The sequence below is a fragment of the Capnocytophaga canis genome (genome assembly GCF_000827555.1).
Taxonomy (GTDB): Bacteria; Bacteroidota; Bacteroidia; order Flavobacteriales; family Flavobacteriaceae; genus Capnocytophaga; species Capnocytophaga canis.
In genome coordinates this window covers 1-16,168 of sequence record NZ_CDOI01000158.1, presented here as the reverse complement: position 1 = coordinate 16,168, position 16,168 = coordinate 1, and the positions used below count along the sequence as shown (strand labels likewise).

Here is a 16,168-nt window from a genome sequence, read left to right as displayed (position 1 = left end):
TCGTATTTTAGTTCGTTGGTAAAAAAACTTCTGCCATCATGCATCTTGCACTTCCACCGCCACAGGTTTCGATAGTTTCCAAGTTGGAATACAAGATTTTACAATGCTTTTCAATGTTTTTTATTTGTTTTTCAGTTAATGAATCATAAGCAGCTTGGCTCATCACCAGATAAGTGTGGTCTGAACCCTGTACTTGAAGCATATTTCCTGCGAAACGATGCATTTGTTCCTCTGTAATGCTAATAATTTCTTTCCCCGTACGTTTTAAACTTTCTGTTAAGGCTTTTCGTTCCGATTTGTCGTCAACGGCATCCAAACAAACTACAGCAAAAGTTTCTCCTAAAGCCATCATCACATTAGTGTGGTAAATCAGTGCTCGTTTGCCATTTACAGTTTGGTATGCTTTGAAAATCACAGGAGTATATTCAAAGTCTTCACAAAATTCGATGAATAGTTCTTCATCAGCACGGGGCGATAATGCACAATAAGCTACCTCATTCGCTCTATCTAAAATCATTGAGCCTGTGCCTTCTAAAAACAATTCTTCTTTTTCCGCATCGGTATAGTCGTACACATTCTCAATTGAAAATCCTTTTTCTTCAAGCAAATCCAATACATCATCACGACGTTCACGACGACGGTTTTCCGCAAACATTGGATATAGAGCAATGTTCCCATTCTGGTGAAAGCTTATCCAATTATTTGGAAAAACGGAATCAGGGGTGTTTTGTTCGTAAATGTCGTCTACTACGATAACATTTACTCCTATGTTTTCTAATTTTTGTACAAAAGCATCAAATTCTTGTTGTGCCTTGTTGTTAATTTCTTCGTTTTTTAGTTCTATTTCTTCTTGAAAATAGTTGTTGATAGCCGTCTCTTCATTCATGCGAAAACGAACTGGACGAATCATTAGTATTGTGTTGGTTATTTGCTTCTTCATTGTATTTTTTTTGTATACTAAAATATTATGGTTTTAAAAAAAATTAGTTACTTATTAGTTACTTAACCGATGGGTCATCTCCTTTAAGCCACATTTGTAAAGCCAAATCCGTAGGTAATATATTTGTTATGGTTGTCACTCACTTAAAAAAACACCTATTGCATCTGTTGTAACTTATTGTTTTTTTAGAAAATTGTAAAAAAAATGTCGTAGAGTACGATTTTTAATTCACTTCCTTTTTTAATATAATTGGCAGAAAGAGAGTTTACTGATATCTTCTCGAAAGTGATTCGCTTATCCTTTTCATTCAACATTGGTTTGTAATGAGGATTATGATTCACGTAAAACAGAAAGATGTTTAGTAAGCCCCAAAGGTATCTTTTAAAACCTGGGTTTATTCACGAATAAGGGGCAAGGTTGAGCAACGCAACAGACCTTCCTGTTTGGAAATTTCATAATATGGAATTTCTTCAACGGTGAATCCATGGTCTTTCAGCCAGTTGTTTAAACGTGTAAATTTTTGTTCTGAAACCACCACATCGGGTGCAATCGAAAATATATTACTAAACATGTGGTACATTTCCTCTCGCGTAATATGGAATAAATTCTCCTTGCCAAAAAGCTCCACCAAATACATGTAATCTGCTTCTTCGCGGAAACCACTTTTGTAAATAATCCCTTTATTTTTGCCCACAGGCTGAAAACAACAGTCCAAATGCAGAGCATTATCTCTTGGTTCAATTTTTGACTTTACGAGGTCAAATTCCTTTACAATTTTGTTAGGGAAAAGGTTTTTGATGAATTCTACCCCTTGTGTATTTGTACGAGCGGTAATGTAGTTTTTATAATCCTCTCCTTTGTATGTTCCAATGAAAATATGGTCATTCCATGGCATTACGTCACCTCCTTCAATATGTACCTCTTCTGGGGGACGAACCACTTTGGTAGGATCAATTTGGTCAATCACGTATTGAATGGCATCAAGTTCACGTTCGCGGTCGGGTAAAATATTTGCTTTGATGAAAATGTCCTCAATGACAAAACCGATGTCTCGTGAAAAAATTTGGTTATAGTCCTTGATTAACTCAGGTCTGTATACAGTAACACCGTGCTTTTTAAGGACAGCGTTAAACGCTTCCATTTCGCTTACCATATCTTTTTCAATCGGATAGGTTCCAGCTTTGATATGTTCTGCTGATTTAGGGTCGTATGCCTCCTCTAACGTAGGTGTAGGACCGTTGCTTTGGGCTGTTCCTAAAATTACGGCTTTTAGTCGACTGGTTTCGTTTTTTATGTTTAGTTGTAGCATAGGTTCGTTATTTAGTGCCTCGAAAGGAGTTTGTTTACTTCAAATGTATATTTTAGTATGGTTAAAATCAGTTGTATGCAGGTGAAAAATAAGAGATAAAGCATACCGTACCGCAAAAATAGGAATTTTTTCATAATTAAAAAACTTTTTTAAACAGTATACATGCACATGTTGAACAACTCGAAGAAAGTACTGTTAATTATGATAAAAATGTTCGTTGAATTGGAAAATCTTAGTAGTTTTGCTAAGTTAATTTTGTACAAAAATGTTGGAGAATTTTCAAACGATTATTGTCATCATAGCTTCTATTACTTTATTTGTTTACGGATTGCATAGTTTTAGTAAAGAAATCGAGAATTTGGGAACAGAGCGTCTTTCTCGTTGGATTCGTCGAATTACAGCATTTCCGTTAGGAGGTTTTTTGCTTGGAGGCATGTTCACAGCTGTTATTCAATCAAGTACATTGGTTTCGTCCATAACTGTTTCACTAGTAAATGCTGGAGCAATTACCTTTACAGATAGTATTTTAGTGTTACTTGGAACAAACGTGGGGACAACTTCTACAGCTTGGATTGTTTCTTTGGAATCTACGTTTTTAGGCCCTCTGTTTATCGTTTTGGGAACGTTAATTAGTATGATTCCTGCTAAAGTGTCCGTTGTTGGGAAATCAATATTTTACTTTGGCTTCATCTTTTTCTCTTTGGCTTACATTGGTGAGGCTATGGAACCTATAAAAAAAGACCCAATGCTCATTCAGGTACTTTCCAAAGCCTCGAATCCGCTATTAGGAATTTTATACGGAATTCTTATTACTGTTATCATTCAATCAAGTTCAGTAGTAGTGGGGTTAGTGATTGTGTTGCTTTCACAGGGAACTATTACCATTGATTCTGCTATCCCCATAGTTATTGGAGCAAATATTGGAACAACCTCAACGGCACTGCTTATCAGCCTTCGGATGTCGCCAATCTCTCGTTTGGTAGCACTTTCTGCTTCGGTATTCAATATTGTCGGGGTGTTGATTATTTTTCCATTTTTTGGGCTTTTAGAAAGCATAGCTACTTCTTTCAGTCAAAACCCATCATTGCAAGTTGCTATAGCATTTACTATTAGTAATAGTTTGACATCGTTGTTTTTTTTATTTTTTCTAACTCCAACTATTCGAATGTTGAAACGACATCGTTGGTATCAAAAAACTGAAAAACAGGATGAATGAGTAAATAGAATAGATATGTAAAAAAACTTTTTGTTCATTATGTTTGTTTTTACTGATAAAATACGTAACTTTCGCAACATTTTCAATGTATATTTTTCAATAGTTAGGTGTCTTTTTGGGAATATGAGACCAAACTAAATTCTGGTTAGAGAGATTAAGTAGATTAATGTTTAAAGATAAGAAGTATGAAAAGAAGGTCGTTTTTTAAACAAGGGGCATTAGCCACATTGGGGGGAATGTTAACTTCCTCTTTTGACCTACGTGCGAATACCATTTTAGAGGAAAATAGAGGAAAGAAAGCTAAAAATATCATCTTCATGGTAAGTGATGGTATGAGTGTAGGAACACTTGTTATGGCAGACATATACATCAGGCGAAAGTTTGATCGTCCGTCCAATTGGATGGGGCTTTATGAGACCAATTTAGTACAACGAGGTTTAATGGATATGGCTTCAGCAAGTTCTATTGTAACTGATTCAGCTGCAGCAAGTTCCTCGTGGGGTGGGGGAGTTCGTGTGAATAATGGAAGTCTGAATATAAGTCCTGATGGAAAGGAAAACTTACCTATTCTACAAAAGTTTAAAAAAGCTGGAAAAAAGGTAGGCTGTGTAACCACCGTACCAATAACTCATGCTACACCTGCAGGATTCTCTGTTTGGTCGGAAAGACGTAATGATATGGAAGGTATTGCGTTGAAGTATACGGAATTAGGATTTGATGTCATGATGGGAGGTGGAAACAAAGTGTTCAATCCTTCTTTACGTGAAGATGGGAAGGATGTGTATGCAATACTGCAACAAAAAGGATACACGGTGGTTCGAAATCGAGCAGATATGCAAAAAGCATCACTTAAAAAGCCTCTTTTTGGAGTTTTTGCCGATGTAGCTTTGCCATACACTGTCGACCACATGCAGGATGAAGTACTTAAAGCTGAAATTCCAACACTCGCTGAGATGACAGCCAAAGCTATTGACGTTATGAAGAATCATCCTCAAGGGTTTGTAATTCAAGTTGAAGCAGGAAAAGTAGATTGGGCAGCTCATGGAAATGACCTTGGAGGACTGATTTACGACCAAGTGGCATTTGACGATGCCGTAAAAGTTGCCATTGATTTTGCTAAAAAAGACGGAAATACGTTAGTAGTGCTAACATCCGACCATGGAAATGCAAATCCAGGGTTGATTTACGGGAAACAATGTAATGGTAATTTTGACCGAATTCAAGACTTTAAACATTCAAATGATTGGATATTGCAGAACATAAAGCCTACTGACGGCATAGCTAAAGTCAAAGAAAGCGTGTACAATAACTGTGGGAAGATGTCTATTACTGATGACCAGGCCAGAGAGTTGTTAACTTATTACGCTCAAGCAGGGCAAGAGGATGGTATTTACAACTACAACCACTTGCCGTATAAATTATTTTCTGAAATCCAAAAAGCACATACTTCTGTTGGGTGGATTAGTATGGATCATTCCTCTGATTTTGTGGAGTTGGCAATGTTTGGGCCTGGAAGTGAAAAACTAAGGCCTTTTATGCGAAACACCGATATGCACAAGTTTTTATTGGATGTGGCTGAAGTTGAAGATAAATTTTAACAAAAGAAAAGTTATCGCGACCATCTAATGTCTAATAGTTTATCCTTCCAAAAAGGGATTGCCATCGTTGGCGTTGTTTTGTTTATTGGCAAGTTGATTGCTTGGCAATTAACCAATTCAGATGCCGTTTTTTCAGACGCAATGGAAAGTATAGTGAATATAATCTCAGCCTTTATGGGATTATATTCACTTTATTTGGGAGCAAAGCCTCGTGATGATGACCACCCCTACGGACATGGAAAGGTCGAATTTATCACTTCGGGAATTGAGGGGACGCTTATCGTAATTGCTGGGATTTTAATCATTGCACAATCAGTACATTCTCTCATAATGGGAGTAGCTTTGCATCAGCTGGATTGGGGGATTTTCATAGTAGGGACAACGGCTGTTGCTAACTATGTGCTGGGACATATTTCCTACCAAAAAGGAAAGCGAGAAAATTCGATGGTACTGATGAGTTCTGGGCAACACTTGAAAAGTGATACTATTTCGACTCTTGGAGTGGTAGCCAGTTTAGTATTAGTTTATTTCACTCATTTGCTATGGTTGGATGCCATTGTAGCTCTTGTCTTTGGAGGATATATCATCATCGTTGGATACAGAATCATCAGAAAGGCACTCAGTGGTATTATGGACGAGCAAGATGAGTACCTCATTACCGAAATTGTGAAGGTTCTTCAGGAAAATCGCCATTCCGAATGGATTGATATCCACAATATGAAAGTACAACAATTTGGCTCTCACTTGCATATTGATGCACACATTACCTTACCCTACTACTATTCACTTCGAGAGGCTCATCAGGAAATGGAAAAAGTGATTCAGGTATTACTAAAAAATACTGAACGAACCATTGATTTTAATTTCCATATGGATGATTGTAAATCTTTTTCCTGTGAAATATGCGATTTGGATTGTCCTTTACGAAAGAAGCCTTTTGTGGAGAGCATTCAGTGGAACAGCGAAACTATTCGTCAGGTGCAGAAGCATAGGTTTCGGGGATTGTGAAGTTAAATTTTTATTTTTCAATCATTTGCTTTTTATGTCCACTATTTTGGTGCCAGAGAGGATTGGAGAAAGTAAACATATTTAAGAAAACGAAATATATTATATTATGAAAGTAAAAGAACGAACCAGAGCTCAGGAGTCAAAACGAGCTATTGAGCGTATGTACGTTACAATGAGGCATTTATTCTCTCGTGGGTTCTATAAGCCTATGGGAATTTCAGGGGAAGCATTGCGTGAAGCACTTCTGTTACTACGTCCTGAAATCTATGGTTCTATTGCCGAAAACAAATCTGAATTAGCAGGGCTTTCGTACGTTTTAGACCGGCTTCCTGAAGGTATTGAACAGTGCAAGTATATAAATCTTATTGCAGATGAAGGTTATCGAAAGTCTCATTTTCAGTCAATTATTCCTCCGAAGCGAAGACGTAATTGTTATCGCATTGACGACCAACAGATGAATATTGAAATTACCCGTGGACGGTCGGATATTTATGATGCCTTAACCCATTTGACGTTTTTATTTGTGGAGTCTCATAAAATTGCTCGAAATGTGTTGTTGGATGATGGGAAACTGACACGCGATTGGGAAAAATTGGCACAATCGGTGAACAAACAAAAACTTTCACAGGCCGAACGAGAAGTCACATTGATCCATATCGGAAATATCTTAGGTCGTACCTTTGAGGAGGTACTGGAAACGTACACCTATTTTTCAACAGAAACACACCCCGAGCGTTTCATACACATCATATATTGGTTAGGGAAATTGGCAATAGATGAAATTTTGCACGATGACAAGCGAGTGATTACCTTTAGTTCGGTGCTTCGCGAACGCTTGGGACATCATCTGTACAGTGAAATTTGGGCAGATGCCATCAAGAAAATACTTCATACACAAGGCTTGTTAAATCGTCCGTTGCACATTATCAGTGCCAATAAACATAGCGTTATGAATAGTCTTTTTGCTACAAAAGCCTTAAAAAACGAGATGAAAGGCAAAAAACCGATGGAAATTTTTGAGTTATTAAGCCAAAAAGAAAATGAAGAGTTACGCCAGAAAGTGAATGATTACGCTCACAAAAACGGAATGATTTCATTGGATGATTCCTCGGGAACAAATATTGATGTTCAGATATTCGACACAGCGAAGATTGATTTTTCAAATACCTCTTATTCGGTGGTAGAAGCTGAAAAGCCAGTGATTTTTGTAATGGATTATGCTTTTGGAGAACAGGCTTATGAAACCATCGACGAACTTTTGAAGCCCTACAAAACCGAAACAGAAGTTCATTTCATGAATGTAGCTTCTATTTCCATCATGGGGAAAGCAGGGATTTTGGAAGGAGAAAAAGGCGATTTGATGATTCCAACGGCACATATTTTTGAAGGAACAGCGGATAATTATCCGTTTAAAAATGAATTGAAAAAGGCTGATTTTGAGGGTAATGGGCTTCGTGTGTTTGAAGGGTCTATGATTACCGTTTTAGGAACATCTCTGCAAAATAAGGATGTGTTAAATTATTTTTTACGTTCCACTTGGAACGTTATCGGACTTGAAATGGAAGGGGTTCACTATCAAAAGGCAATTCAATCAGCTTCAAAAATTAGGAAAAGTATTCGTGAGGATGTAAAAGTGCGTTATGCGTACTATGCTTCTGACAACCCGTTGGAAACAGGAAGTACTTTAGCTTCAGGAGGTTTGGGAGCTATGGGAGTGAAACCCACCTATCTTATTACCTTGAAAATTTTAGAACAGATTTTCGAATCATAAGTACTTCGAGTATAGGTTATTTTTAAGCAGCATAGATTTGAAAAACGTGTTTTTCATAAAATTTTTAAATCGCATTTAAAATCTTTATATTTGCAGACTTATTTTGACGAACAAAAACGAATAAGAATATAACTATATGTATATCAGTGTTAAAAAACTACTCAGTGAAGGTAAAATTGCACAAGATGTAACCCTAAAAGGATGGGTTCGTACCTTCAGAAGTAATCGGTTTATCGCTTTGAACGATGGTTCAACGATTGAAAATGTACAAGTTGTTGTGGATTTCGAAAATACGAGTGAAGAACTTTTAAAACGCATAACCACGGGAGCTGCAGTAGAGATTCACGGAAGTGTAGTAGAAAGTCAAGGAAAAGGGCAATCTATTGAAGTCCAAGCTTCTAATGTGATTGTTTTAGGCGATTCAAATCCTGAAACCTATCCTATACAACCTAAGAAACACTCCTTTGAGTTTTTGCGTGAACATGCTCACTTGCGTGTACGTACCAATGTTTTCGGGGCGATCATGCGTGTGCGTTCAGTGCTTTCTTTTGCCATACACGATTATTTCCAACGTAATGGATTTTTCTATGTACATACGCCTATCATTACGGGAAGCGATGCTGAAGGAGCGGGAGAAATGTTCCGCGTAACAACGTTGGATGCTAAAAATCCGCCTCTTACGGAAGAAGGTAAAGTCGATTACAAAAAAGATTTCTTTGGAAGAGAAACCAATTTGACCGTATCAGGACAGCTTGAGGGTGAAACATTTGCAATGGCATTAGGTAAAATCTATACTTTTGGGCCTACTTTCCGTGCCGAAAATTCAAATACGTCGCGTCACTTGGCAGAGTTTTGGATGATTGAACCCGAAGTGGCATTTCTCGACTTAGACGGAAACATGGATTTGGCGGAGGATTTCATCAAGTATGTGTTGAAATATACCTTGGAGCGTTGTCGCGAAGATATTGAGTTTTTGAATACTCGATTTTTGGAAGAGGAAAAAACAAAGCCTCAAAATGAGCGTAGTACGATGTCCCTTATTGAAAAATTAGAGTTTGTAATTAACAATAATTTCAAACGAGTGAGCTATACCGAAGCGATTGACATTCTCAAAAATTCAAATCACAACAAGAAGAAAAAATTCCAGTATATCATTGACGAATGGGGTGCTGATTTACAAAGTGAGCATGAGCGTTATTTGGTCGAAAAGCACTTTGAGTGTCCGGTGATTTTGTACGATTACCCAGCTAAGATAAAAGCATTTTATATGCGACTTAACGAAGATGGTAAAACGGTTCGTGCTATGGATATTCTTTTCCCGGGTATAGGCGAGATTGTTGGAGGTTCACAGCGTGAGGAGCGTTATGATGTGTTGATAGAAAAAATAAAATCGGTAGGCATTGAAGAGAAAGATCTTTGGTGGTACTTGGATTTGCGTAAATTCGGTTCAGCAGTGCATAGTGGCTTTGGACTTGGGTTTGAGCGATTGGTACTTTTCGCTACGGGGATGAGCAATATTCGTGATGTGATTCCTTTTCCACGAACGCCACAAAATGCTGAATTTTAATTTGATACCTTGAAATATAAAGCTGTCCAAAATTGAAAGGACAGCTTTTTTAATTTCTTATATAGTTAACTCATTTTAAATTGTCGCTATTTTCAAGAGAGAGTTTATGACCTTGGAGACAAAGTCCGCCAAAGAAGAGTGTGTGAGAATTGATTTTTAGCATAATTTGCCAATGCATGGAGCATAGTCTGTCGAAATTAAAAGTTTTGAAGTTTTATTATCACCTACTGAGCTCTCCCTATCTTTTTAAATCTTGAATTTTATCTTCTTATAAGGATACAAATCTATAAAATCGGAAAGATCTGTGTTTTTGTAAGGGTACAAAAGCATAAAATCGGCAGGTTTTGCACTATTGTACTCTGATAAGAGTATAAAATCGGGTAGGTTTGTGTTTTTGTAAGGGTACAAAAGCATAAAATCGGCAGGTTTTGCACTATTGTACTCTGATAAGAGTATAAAATCGGGTAGGTTTGCATTTTTGTAAGGGTACAAAAGCATAAAATCGGTGGTTTTTACTATATTTTGATATGTAAAAAGAGAAAAATTGCTTTAAAAAGAACATAAATGAAAGATAAATTATGTGAGGTTGGTTATATTCAATTTGTAAAAGTATTTTCTTGCAGATTACCTTCTGTTCCATTGGAAAATCGGATATGAATTGAGAAGTTAAACGCAACGCTTCGCTATTTCTTACATATTTAGAGCCTCATAAGATGTTCGTGTGTTTTGTTTATACAGAGGTTTTCGAGGCTGTCATTTTCTGTAATTTGTGTGATATGATGAAACAAAATAGTCTTTTTTCAACTTCATTCTATTTTTTTTGTTCAGCATAGTTAAAAAATTGCATTATTTTTCAAAAAAAATGTATTTTTGTTCCCTTAAAACTATGTTAAGGAATTTTATGTTAGTTTTTGATAGATGAAGTACGCATTTATAAAAAAACAATGATATTCCAACAAATTTGATTGACAAGTTATCCATTTTCACACATATAAATAATTATAGACTAATTTTTAAACTCAATGCGAATATTATTCAAACTATTTTTCTTTTTGGTGAGCCCAATGCTATGGGCTCAGGGAAATCCTCCGACGACCTTACCAACGCCTTCGGGAGATTGTGATGCGTATTTTGATGGGCTGATTAAACAGACTAAGGCAAGTGTGTTTTCACCCATTGAATCGGGTAGTAATGCCGTTATCTATTTGGATAACTCGCGTATGGCTACCGGTGTAACCTATTTTGCCATAAACAAAACCACAGGAATGTGGTTTGCAGGTAGTTATGATACTACGCTATTTATGGTTACCATTCCTGTGGGGGTTCTTACTCAGAATACCACTTTTGAAGTACACGCCATTGCAGGTGGTTGTAGTTTCAAGGTAGTAGATGATGTTACTTTTGAGGTAAAACCAACCACGGAGGTACATTTGCAAACCCGCGTACGCGATGAGTATTGCGATAATTCGGGGGGAATTTACTATCAAATGATGGGCGATAGCAACGACAATTACAATTTTTATCACAAACTGTCCACGCAAACCGCTTTTCAAACCGCTACCGCAGACAGAAATGACCTACAAACCTTGCAAGGAGGTCGCTCCTACGTCGTTCGGGCGGAGTTGAAAACCAATCCCACTACGTTTTATGAAAAAACCATAAGCGTAAGCAATTTAAAAGTGCCTAACCCACCAGGGATTGAGTACACCATCACGGCACAACCTTTGCTTTGTGGGGCTAACACGGGTCGAGCTATCGTGAATATTACCCAAGGAGTGGCATTCCCGTTTACTTTTCAGATTACGAATGGTCCTGTAACCCGATCCGAACAAGCCAGCAATGTGTTTGAAAACCTACCTGCGGGGAATTACACAATGTACGTAAAAGACGCTTGCGGGCAGGGGCGTACCGTAAGTTTTAAAATTGATAATAAAATTTTCGAAATAGGACCTATTCGAGAGTCTTCTATAAAATCCACAGGCGAGTGTGGGCGAGGGTTTGTTAGGCTACGATGGGGGATAAGAATTACAAAGGAACATTGGCATACCGATGCCATTCCGTATCCGATGACGGTGTCTTATACGCTGACTTCTCCCAGCGGGGCGTCGTATGCAATGACACGCACCTTTAATAATAGAACCGAATTAACCACTTATGCGTGGTATGACGATAATAAAGCAAATATCTATTTTGATCATAACATACCAAATAAGCAAAATTTCTTTGGTGATGGAGTGCAAATTCTGTATGAAGGAGGCGATTGGGTGCATAACATCCAAGTTACTACCGCTTGTGGGGTGCACAATTTAGCCCCTCTTACCGAGAAAGTAAAAACAAAAGAAGAAGAGTTTAACCAGTACGCAAGTCTTACCCAAAGGTATAATACTTGTGGAAAAAGAGAGCTTTACGGACGGGTACAATGGTTTCACGTTCCTGTGTATGTAGTGTTGGAAGAGGCACCCGCAGGGTTTGACCCCATCGCCACAGGGTTTATTAAAAATCACCGTTTTGGCGGAAAATACTACAAATATGTTACTGATGCGGGTTCTGAATTTTCTTTGGTGTCGTATCCGCATTTGTTGTTAGGAAATTACAAGTTTACCTACATACACGCCCAATGTGGCTTTGAACTTCAAAAGCAAATTACCGTAACCGATTTGCAAAACCCAGCAGGTGTGCCCAATGGCAGTAATTTTTACAGCACCTATTATTGTGAAAATGAAAGTTATGGTATCGGATTTGTACAAGGAAGTGGTGCAGGAGCTCCCCAGAAAATCCGTATCACGGGCTTTACCCCAGCACCAGGCACTTCGGGTACATTTGCCGTTCCCCAAGAGTACGATTATGACCAATGGACAACAATAGTCAATGGAAGACGCGTACTTCACAGCCTACCTTTTGGTACATATACCCTATCGGCAATCGATTTTGAATGTCAGCAAGATGTGGTTGATAAGGTAGTAACTATACAACCTCCAACGCCCGACCCTAAGGTACGTTTTTCAACGATAACAGGGTGTAAAGTACGCATTGAACTTTACGATGCGGTCAATGATAGTTACCAACGCTCCTATTGGTTGCAAGGCTATGATGAGGCACAAGCCCGTTGGGTAAATATGGTTGCCCCTAATGACAATCCGTATGGAGATGCTATTTCAGATAAAAAGCAAAATATAATCAAGGTTTTAAATCATAACAACTATAAACGCTATACCCGTTATCGGGTGGTGGAACTCACCGGCACGGTGGGGCTTCTCTCTGCGTGTCCGAAAGTGATAGGCGAATACGAAGCCCCTTCGGAGTTGCCTGTTTTGGTAGATATTGTAGGGGCTACTTGTGGAGCAAATCAGTATGAAATTATGGTGGTTGCCAGTGGTGGAACGCCTCCTTTCACTTACAAGGTGTTGAGCAGAAGTGTAGGAGGAGTGTTAGATACTTCTTTTACGCCTATCACCAATGCGACAGGGAAGTTTACCATAGCCGAAACCAGTCCTTCGGCTTCGTACAAATTTGCGGTGGAAGATGTCTGCAATCAAGAGACCAAAGATGTAGAAATCCAAAATCTGACACCTTTTGTCCTTACCACCGACCGCACCGCGTACTGCCAAGGCACTTGGGCTACCCTTTCCGCACCCGATTTGTCGTTGGCTTATAACTACCAGTGGTTCCGTGAAGATGACCCAAGCACCATTCTGTCCACTTCACCCACTTTGCAGTTAAGCAATCTGCAACCCGCTGATTTTACCAATAAATACAAATTAAAAATAGCTCCGAAAGACGCTTCTTTCACTTTGTGTATTCCTGCGGAATATGAAGTGCAGTTAACGGGCAGTACCGCAGTAGCTCCCGTGCTAACGGCGAACGCTACCGATGTGGAGTTATGTGCTTCTGAACTCAACGGAAAATCCTCTTACGACATACGTACTAATTTGTTTTCAGTGGTGCATAATGAGGCGATAACTTCGGGCTATACCAACGGCGTTATCCGTGAAGTTTCAGGAGCGTACCCAGTTTCACAAAACGGGCTTATGGCATTGCACAGCGGTATGATACCCGTATTAGAAGGTCGCACCTTTACCTTTACTTATACGATTTCCAACGCCTGTGGGTTAGAGGCTACCAAAACCGCTACTTTAACGATTAAGCGAAACATCACACCCGTAGACCTTCCGAATGCTTTCAGATATTTTAGTGTTTGTGATGCAGATTTGACCAATTGGGTAACTTTTGAGGCTACAAATTTTAACGCTTTGGCGGAATTTGTAAAAAACCATAATGCGGGACGAACCACTGACGTGATTGAGTTTTTCAGCGACCCACAAGGCAATACACCTGTTAATCAATTAGATTTTTCAACTGAAAAGGTTAAAATCATCTATTACAAAATAAATAGAGCAGGGTATTGTTCAAGTATCGCACGTGCTAGAATTGATGTAAAATCAACTTACAAAATGCCTGATGGCTCTGATGACCCGCGTTTGGTGGATTTAAACTATCAAACCTGTGCCAACGGAGTAACAGTACAAGATGTAAGAGCAAGGCTACAACAAATTTTCGGACATCGTTCGACTCCAAAGGTTTATCTAATTCGTATGGTAGGCGGTGTAGAAACTTCATCAGAATTGCCTGATAATTATGCTCTTACCACTTCCGAAGTGTATCGCTATCGTATGGAAGATGGTGGTTGCCCTTCATCGTGGAGAAACATCACCTTGAATTTCAATCAAACTAATATTGTTACACAACCCGTGTCACATACCGTTTGTTCGGGTGAGCAGGTGGTGTTAACGGCTTTAGGGGCTTCAACCTCACCACCAACCGCAGGTAAGATGATTTACAAATGGTTTGAAAGCACCTACAACGGAACGATAGGAGCTACCCAAGTACACGCTCAAACCCTCAATAGAGGAGAGGTATCAACCTATACGCCATCTACGGCAAGTATGGGTGCAAAATACTACTTCGTGGAGGTAACCGTCGAAAATGTTTGTAACGTACCTATGTATACGAATATTGTAAAGGTAGAAGTTAAAGGAATGATAGCTTCTGTTCCAACAGTAACTACTTTATCATCAGTTCAATGTGGTGAGGACGTGAAATTCACTTTCGTAGGAGTATCCAATGAAGAAGTGCATTATACAGTAAATGGAGTAGCTTCAACCATCACTTTACCTACAAGTGGCGTTTATACGCATACGGTAAGTGCTGCCACCACCACCCAAGTGCTACGTGTGGTTTCAGTGTCTAATGCTTCGGGTTGTCCAACAACACCCACTACGGGGAATGTTTATACCGTTACCGTAAACGATTTGCCAACCCCAACCATAAATGTAGTAAATGCCACTTGCGGAAATAGTGGTTCAGCAATCATTGCTAATTATGACTCTACGCTTACCTATACGTTTAGTGGTTCAGGAGTAACCCATACAGGAGCAACCATTACAAGTTTTGCTTTTGGAACTACATATACGATGACGGTTTCCAACGGAACTTGTACTAAGTCGACCTCTTTTGTGGTTAATACTACGTGTACCATTGATGCAGTAGAGGATGATTTTGGTATTGTAGAAGCGAATACAACCACTACGGGAAGTATTTTAGATAACGATAAGTTAGGAACGGCTTCGGCAACTATGGCTAATGTAGATATTAAGAACGTGGTTAGTCCGCACACGGGGATTACCATCAGTACCACCGATGGTAAAGTGAGTGTGGCTAATAACGTACCATCAGGTGTATATACGCTTACTTACACCATTTGCGAAAAAGTAAATGGTACACCTTGCGACACGGCAACGGTAAGCATAACGGTTAAAAACATCAATGCTGATAATGATGATTTTGAGGTGTCGGCGGGAGGCAATACGGGTAGTGTGCTAAACAATGACAAATATGATGGAGAATTTTTGTCTTCAACGGTGAGTGTAACCTTAACTCCAATAGGAACGTTACCATCAGGGATAAGTTTAGACCCTATTACAGGAATAGTTCGTGTAGCTTCGGGAACGCCAAGTGGTAATTATAGCTTTAATTACGAAATTTGTTCAAAAGTAGTACATTCTTTATGCGATGAAGCTACGGTAACTATTAGGGTTAAAAACTCCATAATTGCTGATGATGATAATTTGGGTACAGTAGTATCGGGCGGCACGACTACGCAAACGGTTATTAGTAACGATAAGCTTAATGGTACGTCTGTGGTTATAGGCACAGGAGTAGGTCAGGTAACGCTCACTCCGCTTACTACCCCAACGGGCATTACGATAGATGCTACTAACGGAAAAGTAACGGTAGGAACGAATGTTTCGAGTGGAGTTTATACGTTGACCTATAAAATTTGTGAGAATGGAGCGATCCCTGATAATTGTGATGATGCTACGGTAACGATCACGGTTGAAAACGGCATAGTCGCCGAAGATGATAATTTAGGACCGGTAGTATCGGGAGGTACCACTACGCAAACGGTTATTAGTAACGATAAGCTTAATGGTACGCCTGTGGTTATAGGTGCAGGTACGGGCGAGGTGACCCTTACACCAATCATTACCCCAACGGGTATTACCATAGATACTACGAATGGTAAAGTTAGTGTTGGTAATAATGTACCGAGCGGAGTTTATACGTTGACATATAAAATTTGTGAGAATGGAGCGACCCCTAATAACTGCGATGATGCTACGGTAACGATCACGGTTCAAAACGGCATTGTAGCCGATGATGATGATTTAGGAACGGTAGTATCGGGTGGTACGACTACAC

General features: G+C 39.0%; 8 protein-coding genes and 1 pseudogene. 6 read left to right on the top strand and 3 right to left on the bottom strand.

Annotated elements, in window-relative coordinates; genetic code table 11:
* Positions 1-7: 7 nt before the first annotated feature.
* Both ctlX and CCAND38_RS07605 read right to left on the bottom strand, forming a co-directional pair.
* Complete coding sequence (gene ctlX, locus CCAND38_RS07610) at positions 8-940, bottom strand: citrulline utilization hydrolase CtlX (protein WP_042344670.1); 933 nt, start codon at positions 938-940, stop codon at positions 8-10.
* 394 nt (positions 941-1,334) lie between these two features.
* Positions 1,335-2,249 (bottom strand): dimethylarginine dimethylaminohydrolase family protein, encoded by a 915-nt coding sequence (locus CCAND38_RS07605; protein ID WP_042344669.1) that lies wholly within the window; start codon positions 2,247-2,249, stop codon positions 1,335-1,337.
* A 265-nt stretch (positions 2,250-2,514) separates the two neighbouring features.
* Here CCAND38_RS07605 and CCAND38_RS07600 point away from each other — a divergent pair, with 265 nt between their 5' ends.
* The 5 genes from CCAND38_RS07600 to asnS all read left to right on the top strand — a co-directional run bounded on the left by CCAND38_RS07600 (position 2,515) and on the right by asnS (position 9,409).
* A complete protein-coding gene (locus tag CCAND38_RS07600) occupies positions 2,515-3,465 on the top strand; it encodes a Na/Pi cotransporter family protein (protein ID WP_052458191.1) in 951 nt (316 codons plus the stop codon).
* 185 nt (positions 3,466-3,650) lie between these two features.
* Positions 3,651-5,063: an alkaline phosphatase gene (locus CCAND38_RS07595; RefSeq protein ID WP_042344668.1), complete on the top strand. Its 1,413-nt coding sequence runs from the start codon at positions 3,651-3,653 to the stop codon at positions 5,061-5,063.
* Between the two features lie 27 nt (positions 5,064-5,090).
* Positions 5,091-6,071, top strand: a complete 981-nt coding sequence (locus CCAND38_RS07590; protein ID WP_042344667.1) for a cation diffusion facilitator family transporter — start codon at positions 5,091-5,093, stop codon at positions 6,069-6,071.
* Positions 6,072-6,177: 106 nt separating this feature from the next.
* Positions 6,178-7,842: a DUF6909 family protein gene (locus CCAND38_RS07585; RefSeq protein WP_231550015.1), complete on the top strand. Its 1,665-nt coding sequence runs from the start codon at positions 6,178-6,180 to the stop codon at positions 7,840-7,842.
* Between the two features lie 136 nt (positions 7,843-7,978).
* Positions 7,979-9,409, top strand: a complete 1,431-nt coding sequence (gene asnS, locus CCAND38_RS07580; protein ID WP_042344666.1) for an asparagine--tRNA ligase — start codon at positions 7,979-7,981, stop codon at positions 9,407-9,409.
* Between the two features lie 246 nt (positions 9,410-9,655).
* Here the strand turns inward: asnS and CCAND38_RS07575 are convergent, their stop codons facing one another.
* Entirely contained in the window at positions 9,656-9,907 is a 252-nt protein-coding gene (locus tag CCAND38_RS07575; protein WP_042344665.1) for a hypothetical protein, read from the bottom strand.
* Positions 9,908-10,431: 524 nt separating this feature from the next.
* On the opposite strand from CCAND38_RS07575, the pseudogene CCAND38_RS07570 reads away from it, so the two are divergent.
* Positions 10,432-16,168 (top strand): annotated as a pseudogene (locus CCAND38_RS07570) (hypothetical protein); the annotation flags it as partial.